At 73.4% G+C, this 14735-nt stretch carries 12 protein-coding genes and 1 tRNA gene; 11 read left to right on the top strand and 2 right to left on the bottom strand.

Annotated elements, in window-relative coordinates:
• Window positions 1-153 precede the first annotated feature (153 nt).
• From QOL15_RS08605 to QOL15_RS08580, 6 genes are all read left to right on the top strand, one after another.
• Window positions 154-1950: a DEAD/DEAH box helicase gene (locus QOL15_RS08605; RefSeq protein WP_065961680.1), complete on the top strand. Its 1797-nt coding sequence runs from the start codon at window positions 154-156 to the stop codon at window positions 1948-1950.
• Window positions 1951-1960: 10 nt separating this feature from the next.
• Window positions 1961-2170, top strand: coding sequence for a hypothetical protein (locus QOL15_RS08600; protein WP_065961658.1), 210 nt, complete (start codon window positions 1961-1963; stop codon window positions 2168-2170).
• A gap of 192 nt (window positions 2171-2362) precedes the next feature.
• Window positions 2363-3691 carry an NAD(P)/FAD-dependent oxidoreductase gene (locus QOL15_RS08595; RefSeq protein ID WP_071247082.1) on the top strand — a complete coding sequence of 443 codons (1329 nt, stop codon included), beginning with the start codon at window positions 2363-2365 and terminating at the stop codon, window positions 3689-3691.
• 237 nt (window positions 3692-3928) lie between these two features.
• The gene (locus tag QOL15_RS08590) at window positions 3929-5422 is read left to right on the top strand and encodes an HD domain-containing protein (RefSeq protein WP_071247083.1); all 1494 of its coding nucleotides are present in this window, start codon (window positions 3929-3931) and stop codon (window positions 5420-5422) included.
• Between the two features lie 187 nt (window positions 5423-5609).
• On the top strand, window positions 5610-6749 hold the full coding sequence (locus QOL15_RS08585; RefSeq protein ID WP_071247084.1) for a zinc-dependent alcohol dehydrogenase: 1140 nt from the start codon (window positions 5610-5612) through the stop codon (window positions 6747-6749).
• Complete coding sequence (locus tag QOL15_RS08580) at window positions 6746-7459, top strand: hypothetical protein (protein WP_253181617.1); 714 nt, start codon at window positions 6746-6748, stop codon at window positions 7457-7459. The genes QOL15_RS08585 and QOL15_RS08580 overlap by 4 nt, the downstream gene beginning before the upstream one ends.
• 255 nt (window positions 7460-7714) lie before the next feature.
• On the opposite strand, the gene QOL15_RS08575 is transcribed toward QOL15_RS08580, so the two are convergent.
• Window positions 7715-7800 (bottom strand) — tRNA-Leu (locus QOL15_RS08575).
• A gap of 184 nt (window positions 7801-7984) precedes the next feature.
• Here QOL15_RS08575 and QOL15_RS08570 point away from each other — a divergent pair.
• The 3 genes from QOL15_RS08570 (at window position 7985) to mshC (ending at window position 11434) form a co-directional block, all read left to right on the top strand.
• On the top strand, window positions 7985-9301 hold the full coding sequence (locus QOL15_RS08570; protein ID WP_065961647.1) for a M20/M25/M40 family metallo-hydrolase: 1317 nt from the start codon (window positions 7985-7987) through the stop codon (window positions 9299-9301).
• A 61-nt stretch (window positions 9302-9362) separates the two neighbouring features.
• Window positions 9363-10193: an undecaprenyl-diphosphate phosphatase gene (locus QOL15_RS08565; RefSeq protein WP_071247085.1), complete on the top strand. Its 831-nt coding sequence runs from the start codon at window positions 9363-9365 to the stop codon at window positions 10191-10193.
• Window positions 10190-11434, top strand: a complete 1245-nt coding sequence (mshC, locus tag QOL15_RS08560) for a cysteine--1-D-myo-inosityl 2-amino-2-deoxy-alpha-D-glucopyranoside ligase (RefSeq protein WP_071247086.1) — start codon at window positions 10190-10192, stop codon at window positions 11432-11434. Before QOL15_RS08565 ends, mshC begins: the two co-directional genes overlap by 4 nt.
• A gap of 158 nt (window positions 11435-11592) precedes the next feature.
• On the opposite strand, the gene QOL15_RS08555 is transcribed toward mshC, so the two are convergent.
• The gene (locus QOL15_RS08555; protein WP_071247244.1) at window positions 11593-12525 is read right to left on the bottom strand and encodes a proteasome assembly chaperone family protein; all 933 of its coding nucleotides are present in this window, start codon (window positions 12523-12525) and stop codon (window positions 11593-11595) included.
• Window positions 12526-12734: 209 nt separating this feature from the next.
• Between QOL15_RS08555 and QOL15_RS08550 the strand changes: the two genes are divergently transcribed.
• The gene (locus tag QOL15_RS08550) at window positions 12735-13445 is read left to right on the top strand and encodes an HAD family phosphatase (RefSeq protein WP_254784107.1); all 711 of its coding nucleotides are present in this window, start codon (window positions 12735-12737) and stop codon (window positions 13443-13445) included.
• Window positions 13446-13567: 122 nt separating this feature from the next.
• Complete coding sequence (locus QOL15_RS08545) at window positions 13568-14716, top strand: tRNA (adenine-N1)-methyltransferase (RefSeq protein ID WP_370692483.1); 1149 nt, start codon at window positions 13568-13570, stop codon at window positions 14714-14716.
• Window positions 14717-14735: the final 19 nt, after the last annotated feature.

Here is a 14735-nt window from a genome sequence, read left to right as displayed (position 1 = left end):
GGAGTGAGCGCAGCGGAACACCAGCACCAGCAGCAGCCCGCGACGCTGTGGGGCGACACCCCCGAGAGCGCCGAGGGCCGTCCGGCGAACGGTCCCACCGAGCAGGCCGACGGCACCGCCGACACGGTCGTCCGGCCGCACGAGGAAGCCGTCGTGCAGGCCGAGAACGCGGGCAACGCGGCGGCCGAGCACCTGTCCCCGGCCTTCCCCGAGCGTGCTGCGTGGGGAACGGCGTCGAAGCTCCGCGCCTGGCAGGTCGAGGCCCTCACGAAGTACTTCGAGAAGGAGCCGCGGGACTTCCTCGCGGCCGCGACCCCGGGCGCCGGCAAGACCACCTTCGCGCTCCGGCTCGCGACCGAGCTCCTCGCCCGCGGCACGATCGACCGGATCATCGTCGTCGCGCCGACCGAGCACCTCAAGCGGCAGTGGGCGGACTCCGCCGACCGCGTGGGCATCCGGCTCGACCCGATGTTCAAGAACGGCGACGGCATGTACGGGCGCCACTACCAGGGCGTCGCGATCACCTACGCGCAGGTCGGCATGAACCCCGAGGTGCACCAGCGGATCACCGAGGGCGGCCGCACGCTCGTGATCCTCGACGAGGTCCACCACGGCGGCGACGCGCTCACGTGGGGCGACGGCATCCGCGAGGCGTTCACCAAGGCCACACGCCGCCTGTCGCTGTCCGGGACCCCGTTCCGCTCCGACACCGCGCCGATCCCGTTCGTGCAGTACGCCCCCGACGAGCAGGGCATCCGCACCTCGGTCTCCGATTACAACTACGGCTACGGCCGCGCGCTCAAGGACGGCGTGGTCCGGCCGGTGCTGTTCATGGCGTACGCCGGGCAGATGCGCTGGAAGACCCGGATGGGCGACGAGATGTCGGCGTCCCTCGGCGAGCAGGTGACGAAGGACATCACCGCCCAGGCCTGGCGCACGGCGCTGTCGCCCGACGGCGAGTGGATGCCCGCGGTGCTGTCGGCCGCCGACAAGCGCCTCACCGAGGTCCGCCGCGGGGTCCCCGACGCCGGCGGTCTGGTCATCGCCACCGACACCACCACCGCGCGCGCCTACGCCCGGATCCTGCAGCAGATCACGGGGGAGCGGCCGACCGTGGTGCTCTCCGACGAGGCCGCCGGCTCGAGCCGGATCCAGGCCTTCGCCGAGGACACCTCGCGGTGGATGGTCGCGGTCCGGATGGTGTCCGAGGGCGTCGACGTCCCGCGGCTCTGCGTCGGCGTGTACGCCACGAGCGCGAGCACCCCGCTGTTCTTCGCCCAGGTGATCGGCCGCTTCGTGCGTGCCCGACGCCGCGGCGAGACCGCGAGCGTGTTCCTGCCGAGCGTGCCGAACCTCATGGCACTGGCGGCGACCCTCGAGCTCGAGCGCGACCACGCCCTCGACCGTCCCAAGGACGCCGACGACGGGATGTACAACCCCGAGGACGCCATGGTCGCCGAGGCGAACAAGGAGGACCGTGCCTCCGAGAGCCTCCTCGAGGTGCAGCCGTTCCAGGCGCTCGACTCGCAGGCGTCGTTCGACCGCGTCCTCTACGACGGCGGCGAGTTCGGGACCGGCGGCGAGGTCGGCTCGCTCGAGGAACTCGACTTCATCGGGATCCCGGGGCTGCTCGAACCCGACCAGGTGCGCGACCTGCTCCGGGCACGACAGGCGACCCAGGCGAAGCGCTCCCGCGGCCGGACCGCCAAGGACGGCATGCCGAAGCAGCAGCCCGCCCCCGACCGCCCGATGTACCAGACGCTCAAGGAGCAGCGCACCGAGCTCGCGCGGCTCGTGTCGATCTGGTCCCGGCACGCGAACGAGCCGCACGGCGCGATCCACGCCGAGCTCCGTCGCATCAGCGGGGGACCGGCCGTCGCGCAGGCGAGCATCGAGCAGATCCAGAAGCGCATCGACGTGCTGCGCTCCCGTATCGGCAACCGACGGTGAGCGTCCGCGCGTGATCGACCCCGTCGACGACCGCACCTGGCTCGTCCGTCGCACGCCGGAGTCGTCGCCCGAGGCGATCATCGACCGGTTCGGCGGCGGCTACCGGCTGCGGCGGTTCTCGCTCACCGAGGCCCGGCGCACCCCGCACGGCGTGTACACCGGCGTCGAGCTCGCCGAGACGGCGTGGTGGCGGCTCCAGGACCGCCCGCTGCGGCGCTGACCGGCACCGGCAGGGTCCGATCACGCCGACGCGTGACGGAGGGCACCGCCCGGATCCGCCGACGCTCGGCGGACGGTGCGGCGCGGATCGGCCGACGCTCGGCGGACGGTGCGGCGCGGATCGGCCGACGCTCGGCGGACGGTGCGGCGCGGCTGGGTGACGCGACCAGGGTTCTTCCGGTAGACCGGACCCATGGCAGACTCCATCCCCCACGTCCTCGTCCTCGGCGGCGGCTCCGCCGGCTACACCACGGTCAAGCAGCTGCAGAAGCACGCAGCGACCGTGCCGATGCGCATCACGCTGGTGGACCAGAACACGTACTACACGTACCTGCCGTTCCTGCCCGAGGTCGCCGGCGGCCACATCGCGCCGAAGGACGTCACCTTCGAGCTGCGTCGCGCGCTGAAGAAGACCCGCGTCATCCAGGGCAAGGTCACCGGGATCTCGTCGAAGGACAAGACCGTCTCGATCGCCACCGCCGGCGGCGACGACCGCACGCTCGGCTACGACCAGCTCGTCGTCGCGCTCGGCTCGGTCACACGCACCTTCCCGACCCCGGGCCTCGACGAGGTCGGCGTCGGCTTCAAGACCGTGGAGGAGGCCGCCTACGTGCGCGCCAAGCTCCTCGACAACATCGCCAAGGCGGCTGCCACCCGCGACGAGGACGAGCGTCGCCGGCTGCTCACGAGCATCTTCATCGGCGGCGGCTACACCGGCGTCGAGGCGATCGGTGAGCTCTTCGACGTGTCCCAGGCCGCCATCAAGACGTACCCGTCGCTCGCCGGCGAGCAGCCGCGCTGGGTCCTCATCGACGCGCTCGACCGCGTCGCGCCCGAGGTCGGCCCGGAGCTGTCCAAGTGGACGCTCGAGTCGCTCCGTGCCCGCGGCATCGACGTGCGCCTGAAGACCACCATGCCGAGCTGCGAGGGCGGCGTCGTCAAGCTGTCCGACGGCGACGAGTTCGCGACCGGCCTGCTCGTCTGGACGGCCGGCGTCAAGCCGAACCCGCTCCTCGACGCGACCGACCTGCCGCGCGGTCCGAAGGGCCACCTCGCCGCGAACGCCAAGCTCCAGGTCGAGGCCGAGGACACCCACGAGGTCGTCCCGGGCGCCTGGGGTCTCGGTGACGTCGCCCAGGTCCCCGACCTGACCGCCGAGAAGCAGCCGGCGTACTACCCGCCGAACGCGCAGAACGCCGTCCGTCAGGCCGTCGTCGCCGCCGACAACGTGGTCGCCACGATCACCGGCAAGCCGCTCGAGGAGTACCGCCACCCGTCCATCGGCACGGTCGCCTCGTACGGTGTCGCGAAGGGCGCCGCGAACATCAAGGGCGTCAAGATGACGAACCTGTTCGCGTGGCTCGCCCACCGCGCGTACCACGTGTACGCGATGCCGACGCTGAACCGCAAGGTCCGCATCGTGATCGGCTGGGTCACGGGCGCGGTCTCGGGCCGCGACGCGACCTCGCTCATCAAGGAGACCGACCCGCGTCGCACCTTCGTCGAGGCGTCGAAGAGCTGACGCAGGACCCCCTGCCGGTCGCGTCCCGTGGACGCGACCGGACGACGGACGGGAGGCGCGGTGCCGGTCGGCACCGCGCCTCCCGTCCGTCCGTGCTCGCCCGCCGGGCCGGGGCCGGGTCGGGCAGTGCCACGCGCGGACCGGTCCGGGCCCGGCGCGCGTCGGGTCGCGCACGGCGCGCGCGTGCGGCAGACTGACTCCCTCGCCGCGCGCGGCCGAGGTCCCGGAGGTGTCCACGTGAACCCCGAACCGCCCACCACGCCCGTCGTCCGTCGCCCCGCACCGGACCACCTGCACCGCACGGTCACGTCGATGCCCGGCGCACGGACCGTGCTCGACGCCCTGCACCCGCTCGGCCGCCCGCTCGTCGTGGGCGGGACCGTCCGCGACGCCCTGCTCCGCGAGGCCGGACGTCCGGTGCCGGGGACGGCCGCCGGGGACCTCGACGTGGAGCTCCACACGGGGCACGGCGTCGACCGGGTCGTCGCGGCGCTCCGGGAGGTCGGCGCATCCGTCGTCCGCGCCGGAGCCCGGTTCGAGGTGTGCAAGGTCGCGCTCGACGGTACCCAGGTCGACGTCGCGGTCGTCCCCGCTGCACTCGAGCCCGACACGGGCTTCCGGGACGCCTCGGCACGCCGCGACTTCACGGTCGACGCCGTCGCGTGGGACCCGCACGAGGACGTCCTGCTCGACGCGCACGGCGGCCTCGAGGACGTCCGGTCCGGTGTCCTCCGGCACACGTCCGACCGGTTCGTCGAGGACCCGCTCCGGGTGCTCCGCGCGGTGCAGCTGGTCGCGCGGTACGGCTTCGTCGTGCACCCCGACACGGTCGCCCTCGCGCGGCGCACGAGCGACCGCTGGACCGAGATCGCACCCGACCGGGTCTGGCCGGAGCTCCGCCGGCTCGCGTCCGGCGACCACGTCGCAGCGGCGCTCGAGGTCCTGCACGCGGTCGACTGGGAGCGGCACCTGCCCGAGCTCGCGGCGGTCCGGGACGTCCCGCAGGACCCGTCCTGGCACCCCGAGGGTCCGGTGCACGTCCACCTCGGGCTCGCGGGCGACGCTGCCGCTCGTGCCTGCACCGCCGACGGGGTCACCGGCGAGGACCGCGTGGTCGCCGTGCTCGGCGCGGTCCTGCACGACCTCGGCAAGGCCGGCGACGGGACGCAGGTCGTCGACGAGGACGGGCGACGGCGGATCCGGAGCCTCGGCCACGAGGTCACCGGTGCCGAGGCGGCCCGCGCGCTGCTCCGTCGCGTCGGGGCACCGCGGTCCGTCACCGAGCGCATCGCCCGGATCGTCCGCGAGCACATGGTGCCGCACTCGACCGGCGGGGCCGCCCCGACGGTGCCGGCGGCGCGTCGCCTGCTCCGTCGCCTCGGTGGGACGCGGGCCGACGTCGACGCGTGGGCGCGGGTCTGCGCGGCCGACGTGCACGGGCGTGGGAGCACCTGCGGCGTCCCGCAGGGCGTCGGCACGAGCACGTCGAGCACGTCGAGCACGAGGCTGCCGGACCCCGTCGCGCGGTGGCTCCGGGTGCTGACGAGCGACGCGGTCCTCGGACGCCGCACGCCGCTGCTCACCGGGCGTGACCTGCTCGACGCCGGGCTCGCTCCGGGGCCCGCGTTCCGGGCGGTGCTCGACGCGGCGACGGCCGCGCAGGACGACGGCGTCTTCGACGACGTCGACGGCGCCCGCAGGTGGCTGGCCGCGCACATCGCCGAGCGCTGACGGCGACCGGGGACGGACGGGAGGCACGGGGCGGGCCCGCACCGGGCCTCCCGTCCGTCGTCCGGTCGCCGCGCGATCCGCTGGCGGGCACGTGCCGCGCGGACGGCGTTTGGTCGTTGCACGCGGTCCTGGACCGGCTCCCACGCACCGGCCACGAGCGTGGGCCGCACGAGCGAGAGGAGCGCGCATGCGCGCCATGACGTACCGCGGGCCCTACCGGGTCCGTGTCGAGGAGAAGCCCGACCCGCGGATCGAGCACCCGAACGACGCGATCGTCCGTGTCGAGCGGGCGGCGATCTGCGGGTCCGACCTGCACCTGTACCACGGCATGATGCCGGACACGAGGGTCGGTCACACGTTCGGCCACGAGTTCATCGGGGTCGTCGAGCAGGTCGGGCCGTCGGTCCGCAGCCTGGACGTCGGCGACCGGGTGATGGTCCCGTTCCACGTGTCCTGTGGGAGCTGCTGGTTCTGCGCCCGCGGTCTGTACACGAACTGCCACAACGTGAACCCGAACGCGACCGCGGTCGGCGGCATCTTCGGGTACTCGCACACGACGGGTGGGTACGACGGCGGGCAGGCCGAACGGGTCCGCGTGCCGTTCGCCGACGTGGGGCCGCAGGTGATCCCCGAGTGGCTCGACCCCGACGACGCCCTGATGATGACGGACGCGCTCGGCACCGGGTACTTCGGGGCGCAGCTCGCATCGATCCGGCAGGGCGACACCGTCGTCGTGCTCGGCGCCGGGCCGGTCGGCCTGTACGCGGCGAAGTCGGCGTGGTTCATGGGCGCTGGCCGCGTGATCGTCGTCGACCAGTTCGAGTACCGCCTCGAGAAGGCGCGGACGTTCGCCCACGCCGAGACGATCAACTTCGCCGAGGTCGACGACGTCGTGGTCGAGATGAAGAAGCAGACGGACTACCTGGGTGCCGACAGCGTGATCGACGCCGTCGGTGCCGAGGCGGACGGCAACTTCCTGCAGCACGTGACCTCGGCGAAGCTGAAGCTGCAGGGCGGCTCGCCGGTCGCCCTCAACTGGGCGATCGACGGCGTCCGGAAGGGCGGCACCGTGTCCGCGATGGGCGCCTACGGCCCGATCCCGAACGCGGTCAAGTTCGGGGACGCGATGAACAAGGGCGTGACGATCCACATGAACCAGGCACCCGTGAAGCGGCAGTGGCCGCGGCTGCTCGAGCACATCCAGGCGGGCCACATCACGCCGAGCGAGATCATCACGCACCGGATCCCGCTCGAGCACATCGACGAGGCGTACCACCTGTTCTCGGCGAAGCTCGACGGCTGCATCAAGACGGTGATCGTCCCGTGAGCGCCGTGGAGGGCGGGGACGCCGTGCCCGGCGGTGCCGGCGATGCGGACGTGCCGGGCGGAGCGGCGCCGGGAGACGCCGTCGCGGCCCGGCGGGCGGGTGCCGGGGTGGACGCCGTGCCGCCCGGAGCGCTCGACCACACGCCGTACGTCGCGGACCCGCCCCGACGGGTGCCGTCGGCGGCCGAGCTCCGGGAGCGCATCCCGGGCTGGGGGAGCGACCTCGACCTGGAGGACCGTCCCTCGGTGCCGAAGCTGTCCCGCGAGGTCGGGGCCACCTCGGGCGCGCACTGGGACCTGCCCGACCAGCAGCCCGGCGGTGAGGGCCGGGAGCGCTCGATCGAGCACGCCCACGTCACGCCGGTCTTCGGCACCGCACAGCCGCTGTCCGGGCCGGCCGGGGTGGTGCGGCGCTACGCCTACCGGCGGTTCAGCGAGGGACGGCTCGCGCACTGGATGCTGCTCGTCCTGGGTGACCGGATCGACGTGGCGACGCACCGGGTCACGGACGCCCTGCGTGGACGGCCGGACCGGGTCGTGCACGAGACCGGCGTGCGGGCGGAGCTGCGCCACCACCCGGTGGCATCGCGTGCCGGGTCGTCGCGGCGGGACTGGCGGCACGGGCTGCTCGACCCCGTGGTGGCGAACTGGGGGTGGTTCGCGGCGCTCGGCGGCGTGGTGCTGCTCGTCCGGCGGCTCCGGCGTCGCTGAGCACGAGCGCACGGGCGGTGGGCGGCGCGCGAGGGCGAGCGCGCGGCGGATGCGACATCGCCGCTGTCGTTCGACGTCGGAGATGTCGCGCGCGCCGAACTCGCGCCGCTCGTCGTGGGACAGGCGTCAACGCCGCTGTCGTCCGACATCGGAGATGTCGCACGAACAGCACGCCCGCCCCGCCTCACCCACCGGAACGACCCCGAGAAGGACGAAAGCCCCGCAGCCTGAGCTGCGGGGCCTTCGTCCTTGCTGTGTCCGAGAGGGGACTTGAACCCCTACGCCCTAATACGGGCACTAGCACCTCAAGCTAGCGCGTCTACCAATTCCGCCACCCGGACAGGTGGTACTGCTGTCGTGCAGGCCGTCTCACCGGGCTGTTTCCCCGGCGTTCCTGCCGAGAGAAGACACTAGCACGGCTCTGAACGCCCGATGAACACGGCTGTACATCCCGGGCGCGTCCTCCCGCGTCACACCCGTGCACGACAGCCCCGGGACCGGACCGACGCCCGGTAGCGTGGGCGCATGAGCGACTCCCGGGCGACCGAGCAGGACCTCGAGGCCACCGCGGCGATCGCCCGTGACCTCATCCGCATCGACACGACGAACTGGGGCGGGGGCAAGTCCCGCGGCGAGACCGAGGCGGCCCACTACGTCGAGGCCGAACTGCGCGCCCTCGGGCTCGAGCCGCAGCTGTTCGAGTCCGAACCCGACCGCGTGAGCGTCGTCGCCCGGGTCCCGGGCCGTGACCGCTCGAAGCCGGCACTCGTCGTCCACGGGCACCTCGACGTCGTTCCGGCGGACCCGGCGAACTGGTCGGTCGACCCCTTCGGCGGCGAGGTCCGTGACGGCTCGCTGTGGGGGCGCGGCGCGGTCGACATGAAGAACATGGACGCGATGATGCTCACCGCCCTCGGGGACGTCGTCGCCCGGCAGGGTGCTCCCGAGCGCGACCTCGTGATCGCGTACTTCGCCGACGAGGAGGCCGGCGGCGTGCTCGGCTCGCACCACGTCGTCGAGCACCACCCCGAGGTCTTCGCCGGCGCGACCGCGGCCATCAGCGAGGTCGGCGGCTACTCGATCACCCTCGGCGACCGGCGCGCCTACCTGCTGCAGACCGGCGAGAAGGCCCTCATGTGGGTCAAGCTCGTCGCGACCGGCACCGCCGCCCACGGCTCGCACGTGATCCGGGACAACGCCGTCACGAAGGTCGCTGCGGCGGTCGCCCGGATCGGCAGCGAGGAGTGGCCCGTCCGGCTGTCCGCGACCACCGACGCGATGGTGGCCGAAATCGCCCGGTTCCTCGGGGTCGACCCGGCCGTCACCGGACCGGACGAGGTCGCGCTCGCCACCGGCTCGGCGTCGCGGTTCATCCACGCGGCCCTGCACACCACCTCGAACCCGACGGTGCTCACGGCCGGGTACAAGCACAACGTGATCCCGGACCGTGCCGAGGCGCTCGTCGACATCCGCTGCCTGCCGGGCGACGAGGAGACGGTGCTCGCCCGCGTGCGGGAGCTCGCCGGCGACGACGTCGAGGTCGTCACCGAGTTCCGCGACGTCGGCCTCGAGCAGGACTTCGGCGGGCCGCTCGTCGACGCCGTGCGGGACGTGCTCGAGCGGCACGACCCGGGCGCACCCGTGCTGCCGTACCTGCTCTCGGGCGGGACCGACAACAAGGCGCTGTCGACACTCGGCATCGCCGGCTACGGCTTCGTGCCGCTGCAGCTGCCCGCGGGCGTCGACTTCCCGGCGATGTTCCACGGCGTCGACGAGCGCGTGCCCCTCGACGCCCTGGCCTTCGGGCGGCGCGTCCTCGGGGACCTGCTCGCCACGTACTGATACATTGCCGGGTCGCCACCGCGGCACCGTCCTGCCTGCCGACCCCTGAAAGGCCCGCACGATGCACATCCTCGAGGCGATCTTCCTCGGCTTCGTGCAGGGGCTCACCGAGTTCCTGCCCGTGTCCTCGAGCGCGCACCTGCGCATCGTGGGCCTGTTCCTGCCCGACGCGGAGGACCCCGGTGCCGCGTTCACCGCCGTCACGCAGCTCGGCACCGAGACCGCGGTGCTCATCTACTTCTGGACGGACATCACCCGGATCATCGGTCGGTGGTTCCGCTCGCTGTTCCGACGCGACGTGCCGAAGGGTGACCCGGACGTCCGGCTCGGCTGGCTGGTGATCCTCGGCACGATCCCGATCGGCGTCGCGGGACTCGTGCTCAAGGACGCGATCGAGACCACCTTCCGCTCGCTCTGGATCGTCGCGGTGGTCCTCATCGTGTTCGGTGTGGTCCTGGGCGTCCTCGACGTGGTCGGGCGCAAGGTCAAGCCGATCGAGCAGATGACCTTCCGCAACGGTCTGCTCATCGGCGTCGCGCAGATGCTCGCGCTCGTCCCCGGCGTCTCGCGTTCGGGTGCCACGGTGTCGATGGGGCTCGCGCTCGGGTACACCCGCCCGGCGGCCGCCCGGTTCGCCTTCCTGCTCGCCGTCCCCGCGGTCTTCCTCTCCGGGTTCTACGAGGCGGCGACGAGCCTCGGCGACACCGGCGCGCCGTTCGGACTCGCCGACACGCTCATCGCCACGGTCGTCGCGTTCGTGGTCGGCTTCGTCGTGATCGCGGCGTTCATGAACTACATCAGCAAGCGCAGCTTCATGCCCTTCGTGGTCTACCGGATCGCACTCGGTATCGTGCTCATCGTGTTGCTGTCGCTCGGAGTGGTCCAGCCGTGAGGGCCTGGGAGGCCCCGTCCGTCCCCGACGTCCCCGGGGAGGGCCCACGTCCCGTCGTGCACGACACGGCGTCCGGGCACCCGGTGGACCCGACGCACGGTGACGACCGCGCGGCGTTGTACGTCTGCGGCATCACGCCGTACGACGCGACCCACCTCGGGCACGCCGCGACCTACCTGGCGTTCGACACGCTCGGCCGCGCCTGGCGCGACGCCGGGCTCGAGGTCGAGTACGCCCAGAACACGACCGACGTCGACGACCCGCTGCTCGAACGCGCCGCGCGCGACGGCGTCGACTGGCGCGAGCTCGCCGCCTCGCAGATCGACCTGTTCCGCCGCGACATGGAGGCACTCCGCGTCCTGCCGCCGGACGAGTACGTCGCCGTGACGGACGAGGTCGACCGCGTCGCCGAGGCCGTCGCGTTCCTGCAGGAGACCGGCTACGCCTACGAGGTCCCCACCGCCGACGCCGCTGGTGACGACCTGTACTTCGACGTGAACCGTCCGACCGAGGCCTGGTCCCTCGGCGACGAGAGCCGGCTCGACCGCGAGACCATGGCCACCCTGTCGGCCCAGCGCGGCGGCGACCCCGACCGCCCCGGCAAGCGCGATCCGCTCGACCCGCTGCTCTGGCGAGCAGCCCGCGAGGGGGAGCCGAGCTGGGACACCGTCGTCGGTCCCGGCCGCCCCGGTTGGCACATCGAGTGCAGCGTCATCGCCGGCGACCGCCTCGGCCTGCCGATCAGCGTGCAGGGCGGTGGCAGTGACCTGGTCTTCCCGCACCACGAGATGAGCGCCGGACACGCGGCCGCACTCGCGCACCAGCCGCTCGCGAACGCCTTCGTGCACACCGGGATGATCGCCTACCAGGGCGAGAAGATCTCGAAGTCGCTCGGCAACCTCGTCACCGTGCGCGGGCTGCTCGACGACGGCGCCGACCCGCGCGCGATCCGCCTCGCGCTCCTGTCGCACCGGTACTCGGACGACTGGGAGTGGTTCGACGGCGAGCTGTCGAGCGCCACGGCACGCCTCGCGACCTGGGACGCGTGGGCCGGTGGTGCGCCGGCCGGGCACGCGGACGACGCCGCCGACGTGGTGGCGCGGATCCGCGCCCGCGTGGCCGACGACCTGGACACGCCGGGTGCGGTCGCCGCCGTGGACACCGCGATCGCGGGCGGCACCGCGGTGACGCCCGAGCTCGTCGACCTCGTCGACGCGCTCCTCGGCATCCGCCTGGGCTGACCCGGGGACGGCCGCGCAGCGCACCGGGCCGCCCGTGCGCGGGTGCGCACGCCGTGCGCCGGGGTGCGCGGCCGGACGCACGCGGGACGCGACCCCACGACGGACGGGAGGCGCGGTGCCAGCCGGCACCGCGCCTCCCGTCCGTGACGTGGGTGCGTCTACTGCGGCGGCTGCGGCGGACGGAACCCGCCACCCGCCGTGCCGCCGTCCTTGCCGTCCTTGCGCTCGCGTCGGCGGAGGTACTGCTCGAACTCCTGCGCGATCGCGTCGCCCGAGGCCTCGGGGGAGTCGACCGTGTCGCGCGCCTGCTCGAGCTGGCCGATGTAGCTGGCCATGTCCTCGTCGTCGGCGGCGAGGGCGTCGATGCCCTCCTCCCACTCGGTGGCCTCGTCGAGCAGGCTGCCGCGCGGGACGGTCACGTCGGTGAGCTCCTCGATCTTGTCGAGCAGCGAGAGCGTGGCCTTCGGTGAGGGCGAGTTGTGCACGTAGTGCGGCACCGACGCCCAGAGGGACAGCGTCGTGATCCCGGCCCGGTGCACCGCGTCGGCGAGCACGCCGAGGATGCCGGTCGGACCCTCGTACGTCGAGCGGTCGACGTCGAGCGCCGTCCGGACCGCGGCGTCGTCGCTCGACACGAACACCGAGATCGGTCGGGTGTGCGGGACGTCGGCGAGCATCGCGCCGACGAAGACGACGGCGTCGATGGCGTGCACGTCGACCAGGTCGACCACCTCGGCGCAGAAGCTCCGCCAGGTGCGCGAGGGCTCGGGGCCGACGAGGACGAAGACGTCGCGGTCGATCTCGGTGCCGGTCGCGGAGACGACGCGTCTGGCGGCGGCGTCCGGGCCCGGGCCGTGCAGGACGATGCGCGGCCAGGTGATCTCGCGGGAACCGTCCTCGGCGGTGCCGACCTCAGGGCGGTTGAACTGGTAGTCCACGTACCGCTCGCCGTCGAAATCGCGCAGCTCCTCGAGGCCCATCGCGTCGACGATCCGTCGCGCGAGGCCGCTGGCCGCCTCTCCGGCGTCGTTCCAGCCCTCGAACGCGACGACGAGCAGTCGTCCGTCGCTGAAGGGGGAGTGCTGTGGCACGGGGGCCTCCTGGGTCGGAGCGGGCACGCGCGGGACGCGCGCGGCCGGACACGGTACGGGTGCTGCGGCGGTGCCGGGACCGTCGCGGTGGTCGTGCCGCGACGGTGCGGACACCGACGCGGTACGGGTACCCAAGGATAGGCCCGACGCCGGTCGGCCCGTCCCGGCGTCCGCGTGCAGCGGAACCCCGCCCGCTAGACTCGTCGCCCGTGACCGCCCAGCACCCCGACCGAGTCCTGCCCGCAGCCGTGCTGTGGGACATGGACGGCACGATCATCGACACCGAGCCGATCTGGCAGCGGTCCCAGGTCGAGCTGACCGCCCGGTACGGCGCCGAGTGGACGCACGAGGACGGGCTGTCGCTCGTCGGCAGCGGCCTCGAGCGCTCCGGTGAGATCCTCCGCGACAAGGGCGTCGACATGGAGGTCGAGGAGATCGTCCAGTGGATGACCGACTACGTGATGGAGCACCTGCTCGCCGGTGAGCTCCCGTGGCGTCCCGGCGCACGCGAGCTCGTCGAGGAGCTGCACGACCGCGGGGTGCCGACCGCGCTCGTGACGATGTCCCGCCGCAAGATGGCCCTCGTCGCCGCCGAGGCCTTCGGTGCCCGCGGCTTCCGGGTCGTCGTGGCCGGGGACGACGTGGACCGGCCGAAGCCCTACCCGGACGCCTACCTGGCCGCCGCCGCGCAGCTCGGCGTCGAGCCGACCGCGTGCGTCGCGATCGAGGACTCGGCCACCGGTGTCGCCGCGGCCGTCGCGTCGGGTGCGGTCACCGTCGCCGTCGAGCACATCGTGCCGCTCTCCGAGATCGACGGCGGCGACGTGCACCTCACCACGCTGCAGGGGGTCGACGTCGACCGGCTCGCCGAGCTGACCGGCCCGGCGCTCACCGCGCGCGCCGCGGCGGCCGCCCGATGACCACCGGCGCCCCGACACCGGGCGGCCGGACCACCACCGGCACCGAGCCCGCCACGGGCACCGAGCCCACCACGGGCACCGAGCCCACCACCGGCACCGACCCGACGACGGACGAGCACACCATGAGCGACCAGCACCCGACCACCGAGGACACGGACGGCACCGGCGACGCGCTGCCGGAGACCGACGCGCAGCCGTTCGCCGCGCAGCCGGCAGCCCCGGTCCCGGCCGACCTGCCGCACACCGCCGGCGGCGCCCCGCACACCCCGCCCCGCGGACCGTTCCGCGCGGGCGACCGCGTGCAGCTGACCGGGCCGAAGGGCAAGCTCACGACCCTGTCGCTCGAGACCGCCGGCGAGTACCACACCCACCGCGGCGTCCTGCGGCACGACGACGTCATCGGGCAGCCGGACGGCTCCGTCATCCGCGCGAGCACCGGGGACGAGTACCTCGCGCTCCGACCGCTGCTCAACGACTACGTCATGTCGATGCCGCGCGGCGCCGCGATCGTCTACCCGAAGGACGCCGCCCAGATCGTGGCCTTCGCCGACGTGTTCCCCGGCGCTCGCGTGGTCGAGGCCGGCGTGGGGTCCGGCGCGCTGTCGCTGTTCCTGCTCCGCGCGATCGGACCGACCGGCCGCCTGCAGTCGTTCGAGCGTCGCGCCGAGTTCGCCGCGATCGCCCAGGGCAACGTCGGCACGTTCCTCGGTGCGGTCCCGGACAACTGGTCGGTGACGGTCGGCGACCTCGTCGAGGCGCTGCCCGAGGCCACCGAGCCGCAGAGCATCGACCGCGTCGTGCTCGACATGCTCGCGCCGTGGGAGTGCGTCGACGCCGCGGCCGACGCCCTCGTGCCCGGCGGCCTGGTCGTCTGCTACGTCGCGACCGTCACGCAGCTGTCCCGCACGGCCGAGGCGCTCCGTGACACCGGACGCTTCACCGATCCGCAGTCGAGCGAGACCCTCGTGCGCACCTGGCACGTCGAGGGCCTCGCCGTCCGCCCCGACCACCGGATGGTCGGCCACACCGGCTTCCTCGTCACCGCCCGACGACTCGCCGACGGCGTCGTGCTGCCCAACCTGAAGCGTCGCGCAGGCAAGACGGAGTTCTCGGACGAGGACGTCGAGGCCTGGACCCCCGGCGCCGTGGGGGAGCGCTCCGCGAGCGACAAGAAGCTGCGCAAGGTCGCCCGCCAGGCCGCCGCGCAGGCCCGCAAGGTCGCCGCCGCCGAGGCCTCGGACGGAGCCGGGACCGACGAGGGCGACCGGTAGGCTACGCACCGTGCCCGTC

This window comes from Curtobacterium sp. MCBA15_012 (genome assembly GCF_001864935.2).
GTDB lineage: Bacteria > Actinomycetota > Actinomycetes > Actinomycetales > Microbacteriaceae > Curtobacterium.
Note: the sequence above shows the minus strand (reverse complement) of the source record. Positions and strands in the feature narration are given on the sequence as shown.